This is a genomic window from Paenibacillus sp. CMM36 (assembly GCF_053570945.1).
Genome location: NZ_JBSEDY010000015.1, coordinates 67662 through 92443, shown reverse-complemented (window position 1 = coordinate 92443; position 24782 = coordinate 67662). Strand labels below are relative to the sequence as shown.

Here is a 24782-nt window from a genome sequence, read left to right as displayed (position 1 = left end):
TTGTGTTTGATATGCGTTTTTTTGTCCCAAATTCGTCTTAAAGGAGGAACGGAAAGTGACTCTTAAAGCAAAAGCCCATATGAAAGCAAGACCGTTCGCACTGAACGAGGTGGTATTGGCTGAAGGTCCCTTCAAACAGGCGATGGAGCTGAACCGATCTTATCTGTTGGAGCTTCAACCAGACCGTCTGCTGGCGCGTTTTCGGGAATATGCCGGACTTACGCCCAAAGCGCCTCAATATGAGGGCTGGGAAGCGATGACTATTTCCGGTCATACACTGGGACATTATTTGTCCGCTTGCTCCATGATGTATGCTTCAACGGGCGATGAGCGTTTCAAAGAAATTGCACATTACATTACGGATGAGCTGGACGTTTGTCAGACGGCGCATGGTGACGGATATGTATCCGGTATTCCAGGGGGAAAGGAACTTTTTGAAGAGGTATCTGCCGGAAATATTCGTTCGAAGGGCTTTGACCTGAACGGTGCTTGGGCTCCTTTGTATACACTACACAAGTTGTTCGCTGGTCTGCGTGATGCGTATCATTTGACAGGCTGTGATAAGGCATTAACGGTAGAGCGTAAGCTGGCGGACTGGCTCGAAGGAATGATGAAGCCGATGAGCGATGAGCAGATGCAGCAGATGATGTTTTGCGAATATGGAGGCATGAATGAGGTATTGGCCGATTTGTATGCGGATACCGGGGAAGAGCGCTACTTGCGGCTGGCTGAGTGCTTCTGGCACAAGCTGGTGCTGGACCCGCTTAGCTCGCAGGAAGACTGTTTACAGGGCATTCACGCCAACACACAGATTCCGAAGCTGATCGGGCTTGCCAAGGAATATGAGCTGACTAATGATACGAAGCGCCGGGAGACGGTGGAGTTTTTTTGGGAGCGGGTGGTGGATCATCATTCGTATGTCATTGGCGGGAATAGCTTTGGAGAATATTTTGGAGCGCCGGATGGCTTGAATGATCGCATCGGGCCTCATACGACGGAGACGTGCAACACCTATAACATGCTCAAGCTGACAAATCATCTGTTTCAATGGAATGTTTCCGCCAAGGAAGTCGACTTTTATGAGCGAGGTCTATTCAATCATATTTTGGCCTCGCAGGACCCGGTTCACGGGGGCGTAACGTATTTTCTGTCGCTGGCGATGGGCGGGCACAAGCATTTTGAAAGCAAATTTGACGATTTCACATGCTGTGTTGGTACAGGGATGGAAAACCATGCGAGCTACGGCAGCGGTATTTATTTTCACGATCACGATAAGCTGTATGTCAATCAGTTCATTGCTTCCACGCTGGAATGGAAGGACAGAGGCGTTACGCTAAAACAAAACACTTCCTATCCAGATACAGATCATACGACGCTGGAGATTCAATGCGATCAACCTGCCTCATTTACGCTACTCATCCGCTATCCATATTGGGCTGAAAAAGGAATTACCATTCGTGTAAATGGCAAAGAACAGTCGGTTGTATCGGAACCGGGCAGCTTCATCTCTATCGCCAGAACGTGGATTGACGGGGATGTTGTAGAGGTGACGATTCCGATGTCGCTGAGGCTGGAGCAGATGCCGGATAATCCGGATCGGGCGGCTGTTATGTATGGACCGTTGGTGCTGGCAGGCGACCTTGGACCCTTAGAAGATCCTAAAGCCAAGGATTTCCTCTATACACCGGTATTTATCCCTCAAACGGAAAAGCTGGATGCCTGGATACAGTCTGTAGAGGATAAGACGAATACGTTCCGTACCTTGAATGCAGGGCATCCCCGGGATGTGGAATTGTCTCCTCTGTATAAAATGCATGACCGTACGTATTCCGTATACTGGGACATTTTTACGAAGGAAGCGTGGCAGGAAGCGGAACAGGAATACACAGCGGCACGCGAAAAGCTGGCGATTCTGGAGCAGTGTACGATTGATTTTGCCCAACCCGGAGAAATGCAGCCGGAGCGGGACCATAACTTCCAGGGAGATGCCTCGACTCGCACCGGATATGTGAATAACCGACCTTATCGGAATGCGGGAATTGACGGTTGGTTTTCTTTCGATTTGAAGACAAATCCGGTTGCTCCGATGCTGTTGGTTATTACCTACACGGCTACGCTGGAAATGCCAAACTGTGGTTTTGATATTTTGATTAACGGTCATCCGCTTGAGCATTTTAGTGAAGGTTTTGATGAAGCCGATAAATTTTACAACGTGAATGCCGCTATTCCGGCTGCATATCTGGAGGGTAAGGATCAAGCGACAGTGACTTTCAAGGCCAAGCCGGGACAGCGTATTCGCAGATGTTTTGGGCTGAGGATGGTCAACAAGGACGTATATGAGCAACTCTATCAAGCTGGAAGTTCAGGTATTCATGAATGATCTGTGGAATGTTTCGTGAGAAAAAAGTAACGTTTGATTTTTCGTCCGGTATGATTTATGATGTAAGGAATATTGGATGATGCTGGAATAATCCATATGGTGGTATGAGCTGATATATTCATAGTTTTGTTGCGCGTGAAGCACACGGGCTGTTTCTTCCTTCATAGGGGAGAGGCAGCCCTTTTTTGTTGGGATTTTCAGAAGTATAACTTTTTTAAGAGTCAGTTCTATGATTTAGGGGGAGGGATTGCTGATTGCTCAATAGAGTCTATTTGTTTGGAATACTTTGTATTAGAAGTTTTTCTTATAGATTTTGTAATAGGGAAACCCTATAATATATAAGTTGTATCCAGTATTTTCCGAAAGTGGGGATGCGATAAGTTTATGAGATTAGAGATGATATACATAGTTTAAAGTTTAAGCTGACAAAGGGGATAGAGAGATGAGTATGAAAAAATGGATGTTGAGTTTGACGGCAGCCACGTTGCTATGGGGCGCGACAAGTACGATTCCAACGACGGAGGCGGCAAGCAGCACCAAACCCATTGAAGTCTTGTTAAACGCCAAAAAAATACAGTTTCCAGATGCTAAACCTTTTCAGGATAGTAACGATTATGTGATGGTTCCGATTCGTTTTGTATCCGAAGCACTAGGGGCTAAGGTAGGCTGGGAGAAAACAGGCGGTCAATTGGCTGTGTCGATTAAAAATGATGCACATGCTGTTAACATGACAGTGGGTCAAAACACCGCTACCGTGGATGGGCAGACCAAAACGTATGAAACGAAGATTATTTTGAAGCAAAACCGTACTTTTGTGCCGCTGCGGTTGGTAAGTGAGGGTCTGGGGCAAACGGTAGAGTGGGATAAGGTCAGCCGCTGGGTCTGGATTGGGAAGAAGAAAATTGCTGCGTTGGAGGATACGGGGCATAAGGCGGTAAGTATCGAGCCGTATAAGAAGGCGATAAATACTACTCGAAGTCTCATCAATAACGTTGTAGGCAAGCCGTATGATAAAGTCGTGATTTTTAAACAATCCGATTTGCCTATCAAGTTACTGCATGACGTTTACACTGTTGAGCCGTACACGTCTCCGAAAGGTGTTCCTTACCTCAAAATGAGAGTGAAGACGAAGTCAACAGCGGGCAGTATTTTCTATCTGACCAAGAATAAAGATACACGTCTTCGTTACCCAATGGATGACTTGATGCAAGATAACGGTGATGGTACAAAGATAGTTTATTACCCAATTTATTCGTCTGGCGATGAACTCTTTCAAGGAATAAAGAATTATAAATCGTTTAAACTATCAGACATTGAATACATTGGTTTTGACCTTGCATCACAGGATTATATTCCGATGATGGTCAACCCGTGGAAGGGTAATTAAGCATATGAAAAAGACACAACGCGTTCTGGCCGTATTACTGGTGGGGGTACTGCTACTGTTGCAGCTCCCACCTTTTTCTTTTCCCATAAACAGGGCAGCTGCCGAAACGGAAATTACGCCGTTATCTTACTTTGCAGATAGGAACAATCGCTACTTTGTTGGTATGATGTATTTCGACATGTGGAAGAACACAGCTGGGGTTTGGGTCACGGACGGCGGCAAGGAGCCCGATAAGGACATGCAGGGTGAAGCCAAATTCACTTACAAGTTTCAGTTTCCAGGTAGAAAAATAAAAAGTGTGAAAGCATCACTTTATGACCCTAAGACGGATAATAATAAAAAGAATCTTGACTATTTCAAGTATTTCCAAGAGTCCCGATCTGATAGTTATACTGATTATGCGCGTGCAATCAGTAAAGGTACACAAGATTCAGACATTCGGCCTTTTGAGAAACAGGGCATTGGAACGGAAACCACCATCATTCCAATTACGGTAAATATGAGATTGAATGCGGTAGGTCGAGCGAAAAATATAAAAGAAGAGAGCTGCCCTACCTGTGCCAAAGAGGTAGAAGCCTGGCGCATCTACCAACCGATCCTGTTCAAGATTGAACTAGAGAGTGGTCTGATCGTCAAGCATTTTACCACTGATGGAAAATCTCTTAACAACAACGTATTTACACCAATAGAAGATGAACTAAAAGCTGATCAACTGTATGATTTCATCCCGCCAACCAACCCAAAATATGAGTATGTGGGCTACAAGAAAAGCACGACCGGTAAACCGCCGAGCGGAGATATTTTGCCGGGAATTGTATCCGGATTTACCTATGACGGTTCTTTTGAGCAGTTTACCGTCTATCTGTATTACAAAGAAGCTCAGGGCTGTCCTAAGCCTGGAGAAAGCCAAGAGGGAGCACCCTCAGATTGCCAAGATAATGAACAGCCAAATGGTGTTGTCTGCTCCCGTCCCGTTCCAGGACTGCGCTTGGAAACTGCTGAACTGGACCCGACGGTATCCGCCGTTATTAAAGCCGATCAGCGAGGCGCGTCACGTTTTGATGTAGCCAAGGGTATTCCAACTTCTGAAAGCCTGTACGGAAACGTGCTGGCCCGGAATTACCTGTTTCAAAACACCTACCAACAGCTCAAAGGCGAGTGCACCTACAACGTCAAGCTGAAGCGTACGTATGATCTGGAATGGGAAGATATCAACGATACCCGGCACATGAAGGTCGTGGAGTATTACAAATACGAAATTGTGAAACCGTACTCCTACTGGGTGATCGACAACCTTGAGGTGTACGGTATCAAGAACGCGCAGCTACGTAACTATGCACTGCCGGGAGGTAGTATTACGATTCCACCACGGAATTACACGCCGCCGTCTGTAGAATCAGCGACCAACGGAAAATATTATCCGGCTCCTTCTCCGGGCATCGTCGATGGGGGTTCACTTTATATTTATGGCGGCAAGAGTATGCCGAAGGTGCCCAATGAACAAAGATCACTGGAGCCTGTGGCCCAGAAGGCTACACCAGACGTGGAAGTGGAAAACGATACTGTGAAATTCAACGGTCAAACGATCATGGACCACCAGCGTGTCAAGGAAAAGGGGCCGACTCCTGGCAAAATCCCTGAACCCGTAAAAATCGGGCCGGATGTGCTGTACAGTCCGAATCATGTGATTGATAAGCATAAGATAAATAAGTCCAATACGCCCAGCAGCGGTGACATCACTTACGCTATTCTCAAGGGAAATATCAATGGAGGTGCGGATAAAACGTTCCCGATAAAGGGAATCAATACAGTGACTGTCCACACTCCCGTAGTGAATCTGTCTAGTGTGTCGGACGATGCTGCTCATAATCAGAAAACCCAACCTACGAAGGGACGATCCGCGCTTATTTTGGAGCGCCCTTTCCGGGTGACGATCTCGACAGCAGGTCCGCATTTGAACATTCCTGGCTATGGTGATCGGGAGTATGCCAAATATGTACGAACCAAGCAGGTGCGATTTCCGTTCGATGTGTACGACAAAGGAAAGACACTATTTTATCCACGAGGTACCTGGATCGACATTCCGGTGCTGCAGCTCGACACAGACTTTTATTTGCCCGTATGGGTGGATGAAGGCAACTATACAGTAGAGTTCCGTACCATTGCCGAAAATGCACCGGACGGGTTCACCGAACAGCACCATGCCAACACGGATATCGCCCACCATGTTGCCAATGATGTGGTAAATATAGAGGTCATCGGACGGATGTACGATTTTCATATCACGGATATTGCCGATTACCATTGGGAGCGGGTATTTCGGCAGCGAAAAGGAAGTCCAACGCATAGCGGCCTGTCCTATTGGACGGGGCTTGGCAATATTGATGGGTTGCCTAGAGGGAACCCGGAGCCATTCACCTTGCCCGTTCGCCCCGGCAGTCACCCATATGAAGGTTATGCAAATGTGGCGGTCAAGACAGGTTATCATTTCAAGTTTGACCTCAAGACCAAAGGCAATATGTTTAGCGCCAAGGACGGTATTCGCATCACGCCATCGTTCTATTGGGTGAGCAAAGATGGGCTACAGCGGGAAGAGGTAGATCTGTATACACATTCCGGCAGTCGAAAATTTATCCGTTTGGGATCGGCGGAGGATCGGGAAAAGCGCTATGTTATTTTGAATGAACGGCTACGCAATGTGCCGATGGAGGAAATGCAGGACGCGGCAGCCTACCAATACAAGCATGAGCTGAGTGAAGCACAGCAAAGCCAGTTGACACTGGAACGTTATGTTTCCCTGTATGCCCACCGTATTGCACGCAGCAAGACCTGGGTTGGACGCTACGACTGGCTGGTGCTGCCTGCGGCTGTGCGTACTTTAATCGGTCCAAAGACAGAACTGCCGGATGGGGTTAACGTAGATCGCGCTAATGCGTCGATTCAGCGCTGGTATGGTGAATATAGCCTGCCTGCTGATGTGTACGCAGTCACCAAAGGCACGGATTTGCGCGAGGTCAGTCGCCGTCAGGAGCTAAACGAGCATACAGATATATTCAAGAAAACGGGCTTTATCGTCGTCGGCTTTAATATAGAGTCACTGCGTCAGGGGGACGCTGAGCATCCGCATTTACAGTATATAAATGGCCCGCTACTGAACCAGTGGCAACTGGAGGGTTACCGCCGAGAGATAAAAGACCCGTACGGGCATACCTTTTATTTACAGGACGGGGATGTCGTGTTTTATCATACAGATCAGTCCAGCCGAGACGATTTGAGTTCATTTGTCCCTCACTAGGTTGCAGTAATCAAGACGAATCCTAATCCATAACTAGCGCGAAATATAAAAAAACGGACAATGGGAACAATCCACTGTCCGTTTTTTTATATTTCCTTTTGAGTTTATGCGAATATGATTTTGCCTACTTCCTCTGCCTTCATGGGGAGTTTGGCGGTGTTCAGCCCTTAGCATGCCGTTTTCATACAGGCTTGGTGGGGGCTGTTTTATTTGGAATGAGTAAACAACACGGATTTGTGTAGGGAAATCCTCGGATATTTAAACGCGTTTGAAGGAACGGCAAAACTATAATAATAGGGAATTTAATTTATGTAAGCGCAATCATTTTGGCGTACTTGCTTGTCATCACAATACAATTGAGGAGGACGACTTGAATGGCTCAAAGGAAAGGCGCATGGCGAAAGGGAACCTTGACCGCTGCGCTGGCAACCATGCTGGCGATGACGGGCACGACTGGAGGAGTGGCTGCGGAAGATTTGTCCGAACCGACACTACAGGCGGAATCAGCCATTGCAGTTGAACAGAACCGTAGCGGTAGCATTCAGCTGGAAAAGTTGGATCGCGGACTGGTAGCTGCGGTGACGCAGGAAGGGGTCTTTTTAAGCTGGCGGTTATTGGCTCAAGAAGTGAACGGTTACGGTTCAACGGGGCTGACAGGAGCGGACTTCAACGTATACCGTGACGGTAAGAAGATTGCGACAGTGACCGACAGTACCAACTATGTGGATAAGGAAGGGAATGGTAAATCAGTATACAGAGTGGCTTCAGTCGTTAATGGGCGGGAAAAGGATCGTAGCGCTAAAGTGAAGCCATGGCAGCAGGGTTACTATGAACTTCCTCTCCAAAAGCCTGCTGATGGAGTAACCCCGGCAGGTGAATCCTATACGTATTCGGCCAACGATATGAGTGTGGGGGATGTGGATGGAGACGGGCAATATGAGTTTTTTGTAAAATGGGACCCGTCGAACTCCAAAGATGTATCTCAGAAGGGGTATACCGGAAATACGTATGTTGATGCGTATACGGCCGAAGGCAAGCTGCTGTACCGGATCGACCTAGGCGTGAATATTCGATCAGGTGCGCATTATACACAGATGATGGTGTACGATTTTGACGGCGATGGTAAAGCCGAGCTGATGTTCAAAACGGCTCCAGGGACCAAAACGATTTCTTTTGATAAGAAGGGCAAGGCGAAAAAAGAAAAGTATATTACTCTGCCACGTGAGGATCGCAAAGCAGGGATTACACATGAGGACGATTACCGTTTGAGTCGTTCGGATTATTATGAGCATGTGGTGAACATGTTCATGAACTGGACGAAGCATGAAGAAGTGGTCAAGGGACAATGGCCTGCTACGCTGGAGGAATGCTTTGGCATCGCTCCGAAGTACAGTTATCCGTTATCCCGAAAGGATGCGGAAAGCCTGACAGACTACTTTATGGATGTATATGCACCATCACGGAGCGACAAAAACAAGCTGAGAGAGTTCGAGGGCTTTATTGTCGATGGACCAGAGTATTTGACAATTTTCAAGGGGAAAACGGGAGCTGAGCTGGATACCGTCCGCTATGAGCCGGAGCGTCATGACGATGGCCTCATGTGGGGCGACTACGCCATGGCCCGAATTGAACCCGCCAACCGTGTAGACCGCTTCCTGGCAGGTGTGGCCTATCTGGACGGCCGCAAGCCGTATGCCGTATTTGCACGCGGCTATTATACGCGTTCCACTTTGGCCACCTACACATGGGATGGTCGCCATCTCCAAAAACATTGGATGGTGGACAGTGGCTGGGCACCGATGACCAATCCATTTAACGATAGTCCGCACGGGCGTGATGGAACGGACCCGAAATTTGGCACCTTGACCACACAGGGAGCGCATTCTTTGAGCGTGGTGGATGTGGACGGTGACGGCAAGGACGAAATCGTATACGGTTCCGCCACGATTGACCATGATGGCAGCCTGTTGTACAGCTCATTTGATGTCATGCCTCCTGAAAGTGCAACTCCGGGTCAAACCGCCAGATTGGGGCACGGCGATGCACTGCATGTAACCGATATTGACCCGGATCGCCCCGGCAAAGAAATCTTTATGGTACATGAAGGTGGCACTTACGCTCCATATGGCTATTCTTTGCGGGATGCCAAAACAGGTGAAATCATTTACGGCGCATACTCCGGCAAGGATACTGGTCGGGGAATGGTCGGTGACATAGACCCGGATCAGCGAGGTCTGGAGACTTGGGCCATAGGCCTATGGACCGCAGCGGGTAAACAGCTGGATACGAAGATACCGGGTACCAATATGAGTATCAAATGGGCAGCCGATATGACCACACAAATCGTAAACGGCGCAATTGATGTAACCCCAACCATTGAAGATTGGAAACGAGGTACATTGTTGACCGCCACTGGAACCAAAACGAACAACTATACGAAAGGAACGCCATCGCTGGTAGCCGACATTTTCGGAGATTGGCGGGAGGAAATGCTCGTCCGTACAGCGGATAGCTCAGCCATCCGTATCTATCTGAGCACAGAACCTACGACGCATAAATTGTACACGTTGATGCATGATCCGCAGTATCGCACGGATGTGGCGCGTCAAAATACCGGGTATAACCAGCCGTCCTACACGAGCTTTTATTTTGCATCCGATATGGATTGGGCGAATGTGCCGATTCCCAAGCTCTACACGCCAAAAGCCTTAATAGAGGAAGAGAGCAGTGACGAAGCGGATGAAGTAGAGGCAGCAGAGGTAGATGAAAAAGAAGTCGATGGAACGATAGTCGATGGGACGAAAATAGATGTGAAGGAATGATAAGCGGAGACTATTTCCCAAAATATATAATAAAAAATTAAAGTTTCTTATCTCAAAAGGAGAGCCGTATTTACGGACTCTCTTTTTTTACGTCTTGATGTTATTGAGAATATAAAATGTAACCGCGCACATGTAAATGTTGTGATATCTTACCTAACGTGAAATTTGACACATATGTGAAATGAGGATAAATAACAGAGATTTCATGGAGAAGTGAATTGACTGTATTTGTCCCTGTCTCTAAGATGTAATTATATTCCAGACAAAATAGAGAATTATGTAAGGGAATATAACGTAGAGAGGAGGGAATGAATGGACTCTTTAGCTGATCTCTCGGAAACCCCCTTAGCATTAGAAACTCTCAGACGACATCCCTGTTATAACGAAGAGGCACATCGCTATTTTGCGCGCATTCATCTTCCAGTAGCCCCGGCATGCAATATTCAGTGCCATTATTGCAACCGCAAATTCGATTGCGTCAATGAAAGCCGTCCCGGCGTTGTTAGTGAACTGCTTACGCCGGAGCAGGCGGCGAGCAAGACCTATGGCGTAGCGGCACAGCTGATGCAGCTGTCCGTTGTCGGCATTGCGGGACCTGGAGATCCGCTGGCCAATGCGGAGGCAACCTTCGATACCTTCCGCCGGGTCCGTGAGACAGTTAAGGACGTCATATTCTGTCTCAGCACGAATGGCCTTACCTTGATCAGGCATATCGACAGGATTGTAGAGCTGGGCATTTCGCATGTCACGATCACGATCAATGCTGTAGATCCAGTGGTGGGGAGCCGCATTTATGGATGGGTCTACGATGAAGGAAAACGCTATACAGGTGAGGAGGCCGCACGGCTGTTGATTGACCGCCAGCTGGCAGGCTTGAAGATGCTGGCTTCGAGAGGCGTATTGTGCAAGGTGAACTCGGTGCTGATTCCCGAAGTCAATGATGCCCATCTGCCGGAGGTAGCCAGGGTGGTCAAGGAGCACGGCGCGGTGCTGCACAACATTATGCCGCTCATCATCGCACCTGGTAGCCGATATGAGCAGGAAGGGATGCGTGCCCCCCGTCCCCGCCTGGTCCGGCAGCTGCAGGAGAAATGTGCTGAAGCGGGAGCTGTCATTATGCGCCATTGCCGTCAGTGCAGGGCGGATGCGATTGGACTGCTGGGCGAGGATCGCAATCAGGATTTTACATGGGAGAACATTGCGGCTGCTCCTCCCATGGATGAAGAGGCAAGGGCACAATTTCAGAAAGAACTGGATGAGAAGGTGAGAGTGAGAATGGAACGCAAGGAGGGACAATCGCACCCCAAACAACCGTCAACCGGGGCTGGATGTAGCTGCCCGTTATCTGGGGATAAGCCTGAAGTGAGCTTTACCTCAAAGCCAGTCCTAATCGCTGTGGCCAGTCGTGGCGGAGGGAAGGTGAATCAGCATTTCGGCCGTGCCAAGGAATTTATGATCTATGAAAGCGACGGGATTATCGTAAATTTCATAGGCATTCGTAAGGTGCAATCCTACTGCCACGGGAAAGCCGATTGCAATGGAGACAAGGCCGAGACGATGAAGGAGATCCTTTCCATGGTGCATGACTGTGCATTGCTGCTGTCGGCCGGCATAGGCGAGGCCCCCAAAGAGGCATTGCAGGAAGCTGGCGTGCTGCCTATTGTATGCGGCGGGGATATTGAGGAATCCGTTCTGGAATATGTAAAATTTCTACGTTATATGTATCCTGTGCAGAGTAATAAGGGAAGTCAGCGTAATAAGGGAGTTAAGGGCAGTCATTCGGATTTACCCATTGAACATTTTGGAGGCTGAGAAAATATGAGACAAATTGCGTTTTACGGTAAAGGCGGTATCGGCAAATCGACAACCTCGCAGAATACACTGGCTCAACTCGCGACCAAATTCAAACAAAAAATTATGATCGTAGGCTGTGATCCCAAGGCAGACTCCACCCGTCTTATTTTGAATACGAAGGCCCAACAGACTGTGCTGCATCTGGCGGCTGAAAGGGGTACGGTGGAGGACCTGGAATTGGAGGACGTTGTCCAGAAGGGCTTCGGTGACATTCTGAACGTGGAATGCGGTGGGCCGGAGCCTGGTGTCGGCTGTGCAGGGCGCGGCATTATCACGGCCATTAATTTTCTGGAGGAAGAGGGGGCCTACGAAGGGCTGGATTTCGTATCCTACGATGTACTGGGGGACGTCGTGTGCGGGGGCTTCGCCATGCCGATCCGGGAGAAGAAGGCGCAGGAAATCTACATCGTATGCTCAGGCGAGATGATGGCTATGTACGCTGCCAACAATATTGCACGCGGGATCTTGAAGTATGCCAACAGCGGTGGGGTGCGTTTGGGCGGCTTAATCTGCAACAGCCGGAATACGGACCTGGAAGCGGAATTGATTACAGAGCTTGCAAGAAGACTGAACACGCAGATGATCCACTTTTTGCCGCGTGATAATGTTGTCCAGCACGCTGAGCTGCGCCGTATGACTGTAACTCAATACAACCCGGACCATAAGCAGGCTGCGGAGTATGAAGAGCTGGCAGGTAAAATTTTGAATAATGACATGCTAACGGTTCCCACCCCTATTTCCATGGAAGAGCTGGAGGATCTATTGATGGAATTCGGCATTATTGAGGATGAAGAAACCGCAATTAACAAAGCTGAGGCGTCCGGGCAGTAGGCTGTAGCCAGAAGGCTTAATGACGGAATCATCGTGTGATGATGGGAGGAGCTGAACGCGCAGCTCGCAGGAGGGAGGAATAGGTCAAATGAGCAGTATTGTGGATAAGGGTAAGCAGATCGTAGAGGAGATACTGGAGGTATATCCCAAGAAGGTCAAGAAGGACCGGACCAAGCATTTTGAGATCGCGGATGAGGAGCTTGTGAACTGCGGGACCTGTTCCATCAAGTCCAACATGAAATCACGACCCGGCGTCATGACAGCAAGGGGCTGTGCTTATGCAGGGTCCAAGGGTGTGGTATGGGGCCCGATTAAAGACATGGTGCACATTAGCCATGGTCCCATCGGCTGCGGGCAATACAGTTGGGGTACTCGACGTAATTATGCGAATGGGGTATTGGGAATCGATAATTTTACCGCCATGCAGATTACAAGCAATTTTCAGGAAAAGGATATCGTGTTCGGCGGAGATAAGAAGCTAGAGGTGATCTGTAGGGAAATTAAGGAGATGTTCCCGCTGGCTAAGGGCATCTCCGTGCAATCTGAATGTCCGGTCGGACTGATTGGTGATGATATCGGGGCTGTGGCCAAGAAGATGACAGAGGAGCTGGGCATTCCGGTTATTCCCGTACGCTGTGAGGGCTTTCGCGGGGTGAGTCAGTCTCTGGGCCATCACATTGCCAATGATGCTATCCGCGATTTTCTGATGGGGCGCCGGGAGCTAAAGGAGTGCGGGCCTTATGATGTCTCCATTATCGGGGACTACAATATCGGCGGTGATGCCTGGGCTTCGCGTATTTTGCTGGAGGAAATGGGACTGCGGGTCATAGCGCAGTGGTCGGGGGACGGTACGATCAATGAGCTGGGGATTGCGCACAAATCCAAGCTCAATCTGATCCATTGTCATCGTTCCATGAATTATATGTGCACAACGATGGAGCAGGAATACGGAATTCCTTGGATGGAATATAACTTCTTTGGCCCGACCAAGACAGTGGAGAGCTTAAGGGCGATTGCAGCTCGTTTTGACGAAACGATTCAGGAAAAATGTGAGCAGGTCATCGCCCAATATATGCCGCAGATGGAGGCAGTCATCCGTAAATACCGCCCACGTCTGGAAGGTAAAAAGGTGATGCTTCTGATTGGCGGGTTGCGGGCAAGGCATACCATCGGTGCCTATGAGGATCTGGGGATGGAAATTGTGGCTACAGGCTACGAATTTGCCCATAAGGATGATTACGAGAAGACATTTCCCGATGTAAAGGAAGGCACTATTCTGTACGATGATCCAACTGCCTATGAGCTGGAGGAACTGGCCCAGCGGCTGAATATTGACTTAATGGGCGCCGGAGTCAAGGAGAAATACGTGTATCACAAAATGGGCATTCCCTTCCGTCAAATGCACTCATGGGATTACAGCGGGCCTTATCATGGTTTTGACGGCTTCCAGATTTTTGCACGTGATATGGATATGACCATAAACAGTCCAGTTTGGAGCCTGCTGCCGTCCCGGCAGACTGCGGAGGTGTCGGTATGAGCGAGCGTCTGAATATTGTCGATCACAATCAGCTGTTTCGGCAGGATAAATATGTGCGCCAGCGTGAGGAGAAACGAGCCTTCGAGGCCCCTTGTTCGCCAGAGGAGGTTACCGACACCCTGGAGTACACCAAGACCAAGGAATACAAGGACAAGAATTTTGCCCGCACAGCCGTAGTCGTGAACCCGGCCAAGGCTTGTCAGCCGCTGGGAGCGGTTATGGCTGCACTGGGCTTTGAAAAAACGCTCCCGTTCATTCATGGCTCACAGGGCTGTACGGCTTATTTCCGCAGCCATCTTGCCCGCCACTTCAAGGAGCCTGTTCCTGCCGTCTCCACCTCGATGACCGAGGATGCCGCCGTATTCGGCGGCATGCGCAACCTCATTGACGGTATAGAGAACTGTATTGCCTTGTATCAGCCGGAGATGATTGCGGTATGCACGACCTGTATGGCAGAGGTGATCGGAGATGACCTGTCTGCCTTCCTGGCTAATGCCCGTCAGGAGGGAGCCCTTCCCGAGGATATGCCAGTTCCTTTTGCCAATACCCCCAGCTTCTCCGGTTCACATATTACAGGCTATGATGCCATGCTGCGCTCTGTGCTGGAGACGCTGTATAACAAGTCAGGCCGGACGCCGCAGCCTGGTCATGAATTGAAGCTGAATGTACTGCTCGGGTTTGACGGGTATACGGGAAATTTTGCGGAAATGCGGCGCATACTGGGGATGTTCGGCGCTACGTATACCATTTTGGGTGACCACAGCAGTAATTTTGATTCAGGAGCTACTGGAGAGTACAGCTACTATTACGGGGGAACGCCGCTTGAGGATGTGCCCAAGGCCGCAGATGCTGCCGGCACGTTGGCGATCCAGCAGTACTCTCTTCGTAAAACATTAGGTTATATGAAGCAAACCTGGGGGCAGCAGATGTTCTCCATCTCCACACCGCTGGGTATCCGGGCTACAGATCGCTTGCTTGAGGAGATTAGCCGCCTGTCCGGAAGAGAAATACCCGAGGCATTGAAGCAGGAGCGTGCTCGAGTTGTGGATGCCATGATGGATTCGCATGCTTATCTGCACGGCAAACGAGTGGCTATGGCAGGAGACCCGGACATGCTCATCGGCTTGATTGGCTTTTGTCTAGAGCTGGGCATGGAGCCGGTGCATATTGTTTGCTCCAATGGAGACCGGAAATTTGAGAAGGAAGCAGAGCTTCTGCTGAAGTCCAGCCCTTACGGTGCAGAAGCCACGGTTCATTCTGGTCAGGATTTGTGGCATATGCGTTCGCTGCTGTTCCAGGACCAGGTGGACCTGGCTATTGGCAGTTCCCATCTGAAGTTTGCGGCGAAAGAGGCGAAAATTCCTTTGCTCCGTGTGGGCTTTCCGATCTTCGACAGGCATCATCTACATCGTTATCCGATTATCGGCTACCAGGGTACGCTGAATCTGCTTACCCAATTCGTGAATACCGTACTGGATGTCATGGAAGAGCAGGCTCCGGATCATAGCTTTGATTTGGTGCGCTAATTGCTGTATCGCGTAGATGGAAGTTGGCAGCTTGGCTTGTGATTTCAATGGATTCTATCTGAAATAAGGGGGTGTGCGGATGGAGCCGGCTGTGTCTAACGGAAGGCTGGAGGTATCCTGCGGCAACAAAATTCCCAAAAGCACGCCCTGTCCCCGGCCTGTGCCGGGGGAGGCTTCGGGTGGCTGCTCCTTTGACGGGGCCCAGATTACACTGATCCCCATTGCAGATGCGGCTCATCTGGTGCACGGGCCGATTGCGTGTCTCGGCAATAGCTGGGAGAGCAGAGGCAGCCTGTCCAGCGGCCCGGGGCTGTCGGCATATGGCTTCACTACTGATCTTGGAGAACAGGATATCATTTTTGGTAGTGAACAGAAGCTGCATGAATCGATCCGCTACATTGTCAGCCGTTTTGCTCCTCCCGCTGTATTCGTCTATACCACATGCGTCACAGCCCTCACCGGTGAAGATATCGAGGGGGTCTGCAAGGCTGAATCGGAGCGGCTGGGGACGCCGATCATTCCGGTGAACAGTCCGGGATTTGTGGGCAGTAAGAATCTCGGGACTCGGCTGGCCGGAGATGTATTGTTCCAGCATATTATCGGCAGTACCGAGCCGGAACAGACAACCTCCCATGATATCAATCTCATCGGGGAATACAATATTGCGGGCGAGATGTGGCATATCGAGCGGCTGATGCAGCAGACGGGAATGACTATCCTGTCCCGAATTACCGGGGACGGTCGGTTCCGTGAGGTGGGATGGGCGCATCGTGCCAAGGCCAACATGGTCGTATGCAGCCGAGCTTTGCTGGGCCTAGCAGTCCAAATGGAGCGTAAATACGGCATTCCTTATTTTGAAGGTTCATTTTATGGAGCAAAGGAGACGAGTTATTCCTTGCGGCAGATGGCTTATCTGACCGGAGATCGTGATGTAGAGCGACGGGTGGATAAGCTGGCCGCACGGGAGGAAATGAGGCTATCGCTGGAGCTGGAGCCCTATCGCAAGCAGTTGAAAGGAAAGCGGGCAGTGCTCTATACCGGGGGTGTAAAGAGCTGGTCTGTCATTACGGCTTTGCAGGAGCTGGGCATAAAGGTGGTAGGTGTAGGCACGAGCAAGAGCACTGCCGAGGATGTATCCCGGATTGCTGACCGTATCGGGGATGATGCGGAATACATCCCGGAAGGCGGTGCCCGGCAGATTCTCAAAACCGTACGGAGCCGCAAGGCAGACATGGTCATTGCCGGGGGCCGGAATATGTATATGGCGCTTAAGGAACAGATTCCTTTTGTGGACATCAATCAGGAGCGGCACAAAGCCTATGCGGGCTATGACGGGCTGTTGTCTCTGGCGAAACAGCTTGTGCATACGCTGCAGCATCCGGTATGGGAGCTGACCGCCAAACCAGCTCCATGGGAGGAGGAGACGGAATTTGCCGATTAAATCCGCCATGAAGCCTGTCAGTATCAACCCGCTCAAGGTAGGACAGCCTTTGGGGGGCGTGCTGGCTCTGCAGGGGATGTATCGCTCAATGCCTCTGCTGCACGGCGCTCAGGGCTGCTCGGCCTTCTCCAAGGCGCTGCTGACTCGCCATTTTCGAGAGCCGATAGCCGTTCAGACCTCTGCACTGCAAGAGATGGACGTTATATTTGATGCAGACCGGAATTTGGAAGAGGCGCTGGATCATATCTGGTCCAAACACCATCCAGATGTCATCGGCGTTATCAGCACGGCCCTCACCGAGGTGGCAGGCGTTGATTTTCAGTCTAGGGTAAAGGCGTTCAAGCGAGAACGGGCCTTGAAAGACAGTCTGCTGTTTTCTGTATCGCTGCCTGATTTTCACGGCTCTCTGGAGACGGGCTACAGCAGTACAGTAGAGTCACTAATGGATGCCGTACTCGGGTTGGCCGGAGGCAAGTCCCCCAAAAAACAGCGCCGGACGCAGGTCAATCTGCTGCCGGCTTCTTATCTGACTGCCGGAGATGTTATGGAAATCAAGGATATTATCGCTTCCTTCGGCCTGGAGGTTATTACGCTCCCCGATATCTCCACTTCCTTGTCTGGTCACCTGCTGACAGGTTTCTCCCCTTTGACGAGAGGGGGGACTCCGCTGGATTCAGCCTGCCAGATGCTGGAGTCTTCCTGCACCATTGCCATTGGCGCGAGCATGGAGCGTCCAGCCCGCAGGCTGACTCATGCCGTAGGCATTCCCTACCACTTGTTCACGGGTCTGTCTGGCTTGGCCGCGAGCGATGCGTTCATACATTTTCTACAGAAGATCAGCCGCGAGCCAGCCCCTGTTCGCTTCCGCTGGCAGCGTGAAAATCTGTTGGACAGCATGCTGGATGCCCATTTCTATTATTCCGGCGCTTCGGCTGTAGTGGCGCTAGAGCCGGATCATATGCTGTCGACCGCAGCCTGGCTGGAGGAGATGGGAGTGGAACTGAAACGGTTAATTACACCCTGCAGCACGCCCGCACTGCAAAGGACAGAACGGGAAGTCTGGATCGGTGATCTGGATGATGCAGAGGAGAGCGCGCAGGGTGTTGATTTGTGGATCAGCAATTCACATGGAAGAAAGGGAGCGGCACGGGCTGGGGCCTCATTCGTACCGGCAGGCTTGCCGGTGTATGACGAGCTAGGCGCCCACACATCCGTAAGCGTCGGATACCGTGGAACCATGGAGTGGGTGAATAAGGTGGGCAATGTATTGCTTGCCGAGAGGGGGAGGGGAGGATGAAGGTTGCATTTGCGACGGAAGACGGCGTGCTTGTGAATGCTCATTTTGGGCAGAGTCCTATGTTCACTGTATTTGAAATCCGGCACTCAGGCGTCCAGTTCCTGGAGCATCGGCGGATAGCCCTGGGGAGCGATGAGAACGAGGCGGGCAAGATCGCCAGCCGAATTGGCTTGATCGAGGATTGTACCTTGATCTTCCTGGTACAGATTGGCGCTTCGGCCGCCGCACAGGTTACCAAACGGACCATTATGCCTGTGAAGGTGGCCTTCGGTAGCACCATTGAGGAGCAGGTCCAGCGTCTCCAGAATATGCTGGCTCGCAATCCGCCCATGTGGCTTGCCAAAATCCTGCATGCTGAGGAGGGCAGCGGCAAAGCCGAATCATGAGCTCTCCTGTAAGGAAGAGCAACCCTATAAGTTATCAAGATCCTGCGGACCGAATATCTTAAAGGCGGGAGCCGCACATGGAGGGGGTGGACGAATGGTACAGCTGCTGGAAGACAGTAGATACGGACGCCAGTTGAAGCTGTTGGGAGTGGAAGGTCAGAACAGGCTAAAGCAGGCTACTGTTATGGTTGCAGGCATCGGAGGATTGGGAGGGACAGCGGCCATGTACCTGGCCGCTGCCGGAGTAGGAAAGCTGATATTGGCCCATGAGGGCATAATCCATCTGCCCGATATGAACCGGCAGGTGCTGATGGACAGCGGACGAATCGGGGAGGAACGGATGGAGACGGCATTACAGCATTTGCATCGTATCAATCCGGAGACGGAGCTTGAGGGCCACGCCCACAGAATCACAGAAGAATCTTCTGGATCATGGGTAGAAGCGGCCGATATTGTGATAGATGCACGTTATGACTTTCCGGAAAGATATGCGCTGAACAGACTATGTGTTCGACATGGCAGACCGATGATAGAAGCGGCCATGTACGCCTATGAAGTATCATTGATGACCATTGAGCCCGGTAAGACGGCATGCCTGGAATGTCTTTACCCGGAAGGCGGACAGCCTTGGGAACCTCTGGGATTCCCGGTCCTGGGAGCCACCTCCGGCTTGATTGGCTGCATGGCTGCACTGGAAGCGGTCAAATGGATTACAGATGCGGGTAATCTGTTCACTGACCGCATGTACCGTATGAATGTGCTGGATATGAGCAGCTGTACCATAGCGGTCAAGCGCAACTCACGCTGTCTGTGTTGCGGAACGGGAGGGGATACAGATGAGTCAGTTGCATATTTGTGATACAACACTGCGTGACGGAGAACAGGCTCCGGGCGTTGCCTTTTCGGCCGAGGAGAAGACTGAAATTGCCATCATGCTGGACTCGGCGGGGGTGGAGCAGGCTGAGATCGGAATTCCGGCAATGGGAAAGGCGGAGTGCAGATCTATTGCCAGAATTGCTGCTCTTGGACTTCAGATGAAGCTAATGACCTGGAATCGCGCGGTGTTCACAGATATTGATGCAGCTGAATCGACAGGTGTCGGCTGGGCCCATATTTCGGTTCCCGTGTCGACGGTGCAGATGAAGGCCAAGCTGGGTATGAATCCTGAGCAGGTGACAGAACTGATCCGCAAGTCTGTCGATTACGGTCAGTGTAAAGGATTGACTATTTCCGTAGGCTTTGAGGATGCTTCAAGGGCAGATGACTTGTTCCTTGAACAGTTGGCGAATCAGCTCTACAGGGATGGTATCCGGCGCTTCAGATATGCCGACACGCTGTCCGTTCACCATCCTGCTGCCATAGCTGCCCGTATAGACAGGTTTGTATCGCGCGTGCCGCAGGATGTGGAGCTTGAGATTCACTGTCATAATGATTATGGCCTGGCGCTTGCCAATACTTTGGCAGCTTTGCAGGCGGGAGCTGTCTGGGCCAGTACCACGGTGTTGGGACTTGGGGAAAGGGCAGGTAATACGGCGCTGGAAGAGGTGGTGATGTCGTGGAGGGACCTATATCAAGGAACCTGCAGCGTCCGTCCCGAACTGCTGAACCCGCTGGCTGCACTGGTGTCCCAAGCCTCCAACCGAATCATTCCCGAAGGCAAGCCCATTGTGGGAGACATGGTATTTGCCCATGAATCCGGCATACATATCAACGGTCTGCTAAAGGAGTGCGCCGCCTACCAGGCGCTTGATCCGACCGAGCTGGGCACTGACCATTCGTTCGTACTCGGCAAGCATTCGGGCAGAAGTGCAGTTCAATATATGCTGGAGCAGGAAGGAATCGAGGCAGGCTCCGGTGAAATCAAGTTCCTGCTGGAGCGGCTTCGCCTAGTCGGTGAAGATCCCAAGCTTGTCATTCATAGCGCGGATTTAAGACGCTGGCTGCAGTATTATCCGGCTGAGCTGCCGAAATAACCGAAAAGGCGTTCCCGTCCGGTAAGTGTGACCGTGACTGGAATGCTTTTTTTGTATATTTGTTAATTCCTGCAACCGGAGTCTCCAATTTGCTGGTTAAACGAAGCCGTTCAGAAGGGTATAATAAAATATAGTACTGTATAAAGTGCGTATATATGGTTTTACAGCAGGCGGGTTCGAATCTTGTAACCATTACACGCTGATCTGGAAGGACGGCTATGGGCAATTGGAGGAATGCTTGTGGGGATGATGTTCTCTTTTCTAAAAAAATATCGCGTTCCAGCCATCGCGGCGCTCGTGATGATGTTGCTGGAATTGACGGTAGAGTTATCGCAGCCGTATTTGATCTCCAAAATCATAGATGAGGGCATTCGGCAACAGAATTTGTCCGTCGTCTGGTTATGGGGCAGTGTACTGGTGGGCAGTGCCGTTATCGCCTTTATGGCGGGTATATCCAGCTCTTTTTTTGCTTCACATGCAAGTCAGGGCTTCGGCTATGATTTGCGGGAAAAGCTGTACCGTAAAGTGCAATCCTTTTCGTATCCTGTGTTTAAACGTTTTGCCACTTCGTCGCTGATTACGCGCCTGACCGGGGATGTCACGCAAGTACAGGATACGGTGTTTATGAGCCTGCGGTTTATGACACGGGTTCCGCTTGTAGTCATCGGCAGTATTGTGATGGCACTGGTTGTACATTTCAGGCTTGGGCTGCTATTGGCGGTTATGGCCCCGGTGCTGTTCGTGTTTGTGCTGGTGATGATGCGGCGAACGGTCACTTTGTTTAAGGGTGTCCAGCGTCGCCTGGATGACGTTAACGGAGTGATTCAGGAGAACCTGACAGGAATCCGGCTCATCCGGGTTTTTGTACGGATGCGGCATGAAATCGAACGTTTCGCCCATTACGGAGGCGAATTGATGAAAGGGACGGTGTCCGCTCTACGCTGGACGGAAACGACGATGCCGTTCATTTTGTTTACGATGAATGCAGGGATTATTGCAGTACTTTGGTTCGGACGCGGCCAAATTTCCACTGGGGATGCCAGTGTAGGACAGGTGGTCGCAGTCGTCAATTATTCACTGCGGACGATTGGAGCCTTGTCTGCCTTATCAGGTATCGTTGTTGTGTTTTCCCGGGCAACTGCATCTACGGGGCGGATCCGAGAGATATTGGAAACTTCTAATGAAGATAGGCATGGGCTGGAGCCTGTTTCAACACATCATACACGGATTAAGGGACAGGTGGAAATGGACCGGGTGAGCTTTCATTATCCGGGCAGTGATCTGGCTGTCCTAAAGGAAATATCTTTTAAAGCGCAATCGGGCGAGCGGATAGCTATTATGGGGGCCACTGGCTCGGGAAAATCCTCACTTGTGCAGTTGATTACGCGTCTCTATGAAGAGGATGAAGGTCATGTGCGCTTTGACGGAAAGGACGCTCGTGAACTGGATGCGTCCATATTGCGAGAGGCCATTGGCTATGTCCCTCAGGAGGTACTGCTATTCACCGGCTCGATTCGGGATAATATTGCTTGGGGGCTGGAGAATGCCAGCCTGGAGGAAATTAAGGAAGCCGCACGCATGGCGCAAATCCATAGTATGATTGAACGCTTGCCGCAAGGCTATGATACGATGCTCGGGCAGCGTGGCGTCAATCTGTCTGGCGGACAGAAACAGCGACTTTCGATTGCCCGCGCGCTGGTACGCCAGCCGGCAGTGCTGATTTTGGACGACAGCACAAGTGCGCTGGATGTAGGGACGGAGGCAGCACTACTGAATGCACTCGATGGCCTGTCCTGTACGACATTTCTCATTACGCAGAAAATCAGCTCGACCGCATCGGCAGATCAGATTTTACTGCTGGATGAGGGTCGTCTGATGGCAAGCGGAAGTCATAAGCATCTCATGGATAGCTCGGATCTGTATCGACGTATCTATGGATCACAATATGGAAAGGAGGAGTCGCATGTTCAAGGAACTCATTGAACCGTTCTGTCAGCCTACACCGCCGTCCGGTGTGCTGCGAAATCCGGCGGGAGCTGAAGGACGCCGCAAGGCCAAAGCGAAAAACTGGTCTGGCACCTTAGGACGGATATGGGCTTATCTGGCTCGTCGTAAGGCCAAACTGATGCTGGTACTGTTCATGGTGCTGCTCAGCTCCGGGCTGGCTCTGCTGGGTCCATATCTGGTTGGTGTAGCGGTGGATGATTTTCTCGAAGGTCCGGGTGGACGCACGTGGATTTATTTTCTCATCGGATTAGGGGCTGTATATCTACTGAACTCGCTGACCTCCTGGCTGCAAAATATCTGGATGATTGAGATTGCCCAAGAGACGGTGTACCGTATGCGTTTCGATCTGTTTTCACATTTGCATCGACTACCGATTCCTTTCTATGGCAAACGTCAGCAGGGAGAGATCATGAGCCGTCTGACCAATGATATCGAAAATGTCAGTTCTACGCTCAACAGCTCCGCCATTCAGATTTTTTCGAGCATATTGACGCTAATCGGTACACTCACGGTGATGCTGTGGTTAAGCCCGCTGATGACCCTGCTGACCTTTATCGTGGTGCCGTTAATGGCTGCCGGGATGCGCTGGATTACACGTCGTACCGGGCCCTTATATAAGGAACGACAGAAAAATTTGGGCGAACTGAACGGATACATCGAAGAAACGCTGTCCGGGCAGCAGATTATTAAAGCATTTTCGCAGGAAAAGAGAGTCATCCATGGTTTTGGAGAGCGCAATGACCGTATTCGGCTGTCGGGCTTCTGGGCCCAAACGATTTCAGGCTTTATACCGAAGCTGATGAACGGACTGAATAATCTCAGCTTTGCTATTGTAGCGGGGATCGGTGGTATTTTGGCCATTCGCGGCTCCATCACTATAGGTACAATTATTGTATTCGTAGAATATGCCCGCCAGTTCACCAGACCGCTGAACGATTTGGCTAACCAGTGGAACACCCTGCTGTCCGCCATTGCCGGAGCTGAGCGTGTATTTGAAATATTGGATGAAGATGAAGAGTCCAAGGATGAACGCGGTGCAGTGGAAGTAGGGCATGTAGAGGGGGCGGTGCGGTTTACGGATGTTTCCTTCGGTTATGATGAGGGAAGCGCTACGCTGGAAGGTATCTCTTTTGAAGCCAAACCCGGTGAAATGATCGCGCTGGTCGGTCCGACCGGGGCAGGAAAAACGACACTGATCCAGCTCCTTTCTAGATTCTATAGCCCCGACAAGGGCACGATTACGCTGGACGGACGCGATATTACCACCATACAGCGTGAAAGCTTGCGCTCCCGCATGGCATTTGTGCTACAGGACTCCTTCCTGTTTCAGGGGACGATTCGTGAAAATATCCGCTTCGGCAGACTGGACGCCACCGATGAGGAGGTTGAACAAGCATCGAAACTGGCCAACGCCCATTCCTTTATCATGCGGATGAAGGACGGATACGACAAGGTGCTGGAAGCGAACGGCAGCGGCATCAGTCAAGGGCAAAAACAACTGCTGGCTATTGCCCGTGCTATTTTGGCCAACCCTTCCATTCTTGTACTCGACGAGGCAACCAGCAGCATCGACACCATTACTGAGATGAAGATACAAGAAGGACTGGAGCGGCTTATGCAGGGTCGAACAAGTTTCGTCATCGCACATCGGCTGAATACCATTCGTCTGGCTGACCGGATTCTGGTCTTGAAGGATGGCCGTCTGGAGGAGCAGGGTTCTCATGATGAGCTGCTGGCTCACAAAGGCTTTTACAGTGATTTATATTATGGTCAATTGAGTAAGCAAAGCTCTTAAGCCGGCTCTCGATTCACAGATTTGTAGGCAAGATGTAGAAGCTTTATGATGCTAAAAAGGACTACCCTGGGGGTAGCCCTTTTTAAGTATGCCTTTTGGTGACAAGAGATGTTTGAAATTAACATACCCCCTTGAGGGCAGAGGCTTTTACGCTGGTAAGCGTATTATTACTTCAAAAGGTCACTGTTCTGGTTGTGGGCAATATCGTCTATGAAGAAAGCCGAGCAGTGTTTTCACAAAATTAAATATAC

The 24782-nt window shown here is 50.6% G+C and carries 15 protein-coding genes; all 15 read left to right on the top strand.

Going from position 1 to position 24782, the window contains the following annotated elements; translation table 11 throughout:
* The first annotated feature begins 79 nt into the window (after positions 1–79).
* The 15 genes from ACWA2B_RS23100 to ACWA2B_RS23030 all read left to right on the top strand — a co-directional run bounded on the left by ACWA2B_RS23100 (position 80) and on the right by ACWA2B_RS23030 (position 24531).
* Positions 80–2380, top strand: a complete 2301-nt coding sequence (locus tag ACWA2B_RS23100) for a beta-L-arabinofuranosidase domain-containing protein (protein ID WP_449292666.1) — start codon at positions 80–82, stop codon at positions 2378–2380.
* Between the two features lie 442 nt (positions 2381–2822).
* A complete protein-coding gene (locus tag ACWA2B_RS23095) occupies positions 2823–3767 on the top strand; it encodes a copper amine oxidase N-terminal domain-containing protein (RefSeq protein ID WP_449292656.1) in 945 nt (314 codons plus the stop codon).
* Between the two features lie 4 nt (positions 3768–3771).
* The gene (locus ACWA2B_RS23090) at positions 3772–7062 is read left to right on the top strand and encodes a DUF5704 domain-containing protein (protein ID WP_449292655.1); all 3291 of its coding nucleotides are present in this window, start codon (positions 3772–3774) and stop codon (positions 7060–7062) included.
* Between the two features lie 374 nt (positions 7063–7436).
* Positions 7437–9884, top strand: coding sequence for a rhamnogalacturonan lyase (locus ACWA2B_RS23085; RefSeq protein ID WP_449292654.1), 2448 nt, complete (start codon positions 7437–7439; stop codon positions 9882–9884).
* A 312-nt stretch (positions 9885–10196) separates the two neighbouring features.
* Positions 10197–11696 (top strand): nitrogenase cofactor biosynthesis protein NifB, encoded by a 1500-nt coding sequence (gene nifB, locus ACWA2B_RS23080; protein ID WP_341038874.1) that lies wholly within the window; start codon positions 10197–10199, stop codon positions 11694–11696.
* A gap of 6 nt (positions 11697–11702) precedes the next feature.
* Complete coding sequence (gene nifH / locus ACWA2B_RS23075) at positions 11703–12569, top strand: nitrogenase iron protein (protein WP_069010331.1); 867 nt, start codon at positions 11703–11705, stop codon at positions 12567–12569.
* An 88-nt stretch (positions 12570–12657) separates the two neighbouring features.
* Positions 12658–14106 (top strand): nitrogenase molybdenum-iron protein alpha chain, encoded by a 1449-nt coding sequence (gene nifD / locus ACWA2B_RS23070; protein ID WP_449292653.1) that lies wholly within the window; start codon positions 12658–12660, stop codon positions 14104–14106.
* Positions 14103–15632: a nitrogenase molybdenum-iron protein subunit beta gene (gene nifK / locus ACWA2B_RS23065; protein WP_069010333.1), complete on the top strand. Its 1530-nt coding sequence runs from the start codon at positions 14103–14105 to the stop codon at positions 15630–15632. The genes nifD and nifK overlap by 4 nt, the downstream gene beginning before the upstream one ends.
* Positions 15633–15711: 79 nt before the next feature.
* A complete protein-coding gene (gene nifE, locus ACWA2B_RS23060) occupies positions 15712–17073 on the top strand; it encodes a nitrogenase iron-molybdenum cofactor biosynthesis protein NifE (protein WP_165144423.1) in 1362 nt (453 codons plus the stop codon).
* Positions 17063–18370 carry a nitrogenase iron-molybdenum cofactor biosynthesis protein NifN gene (nifN, locus tag ACWA2B_RS23055; protein WP_165144425.1) on the top strand — a complete coding sequence of 436 codons (1308 nt, stop codon included), beginning with the start codon at positions 17063–17065 and terminating at the stop codon, positions 18368–18370. Before nifE ends, nifN begins: the two co-directional genes overlap by 11 nt.
* A complete protein-coding gene (locus ACWA2B_RS23050) occupies positions 18367–18756 on the top strand; it encodes a NifB/NifX family molybdenum-iron cluster-binding protein (protein WP_069010336.1) in 390 nt (129 codons plus the stop codon). The genes nifN and ACWA2B_RS23050 overlap by 4 nt, the downstream gene beginning before the upstream one ends.
* 94 nt (positions 18757–18850) lie before the next feature.
* Complete coding sequence (locus ACWA2B_RS23045) at positions 18851–19615, top strand: HesA/MoeB/ThiF family protein (RefSeq protein WP_069010337.1); 765 nt, start codon at positions 18851–18853, stop codon at positions 19613–19615.
* Positions 19593–20729 carry a homocitrate synthase/isopropylmalate synthase family protein gene (locus ACWA2B_RS23040; RefSeq protein WP_449292652.1) on the top strand — a complete coding sequence of 379 codons (1137 nt, stop codon included), beginning with the start codon at positions 19593–19595 and terminating at the stop codon, positions 20727–20729. The genes ACWA2B_RS23045 and ACWA2B_RS23040 overlap by 23 nt, the downstream gene beginning before the upstream one ends.
* 246 nt (positions 20730–20975) lie before the next feature.
* Positions 20976–22712 carry an ABC transporter ATP-binding protein gene (locus ACWA2B_RS23035; RefSeq protein WP_340933870.1) on the top strand — a complete coding sequence of 579 codons (1737 nt, stop codon included), beginning with the start codon at positions 20976–20978 and terminating at the stop codon, positions 22710–22712.
* Entirely contained in the window at positions 22693–24531 is a 1839-nt protein-coding gene (locus ACWA2B_RS23030; protein ID WP_340931491.1) for an ABC transporter ATP-binding protein, read from the top strand. Before ACWA2B_RS23035 ends, ACWA2B_RS23030 begins: the two co-directional genes overlap by 20 nt.
* The last annotated feature ends 251 nt before the right edge of the window (positions 24532–24782 follow it).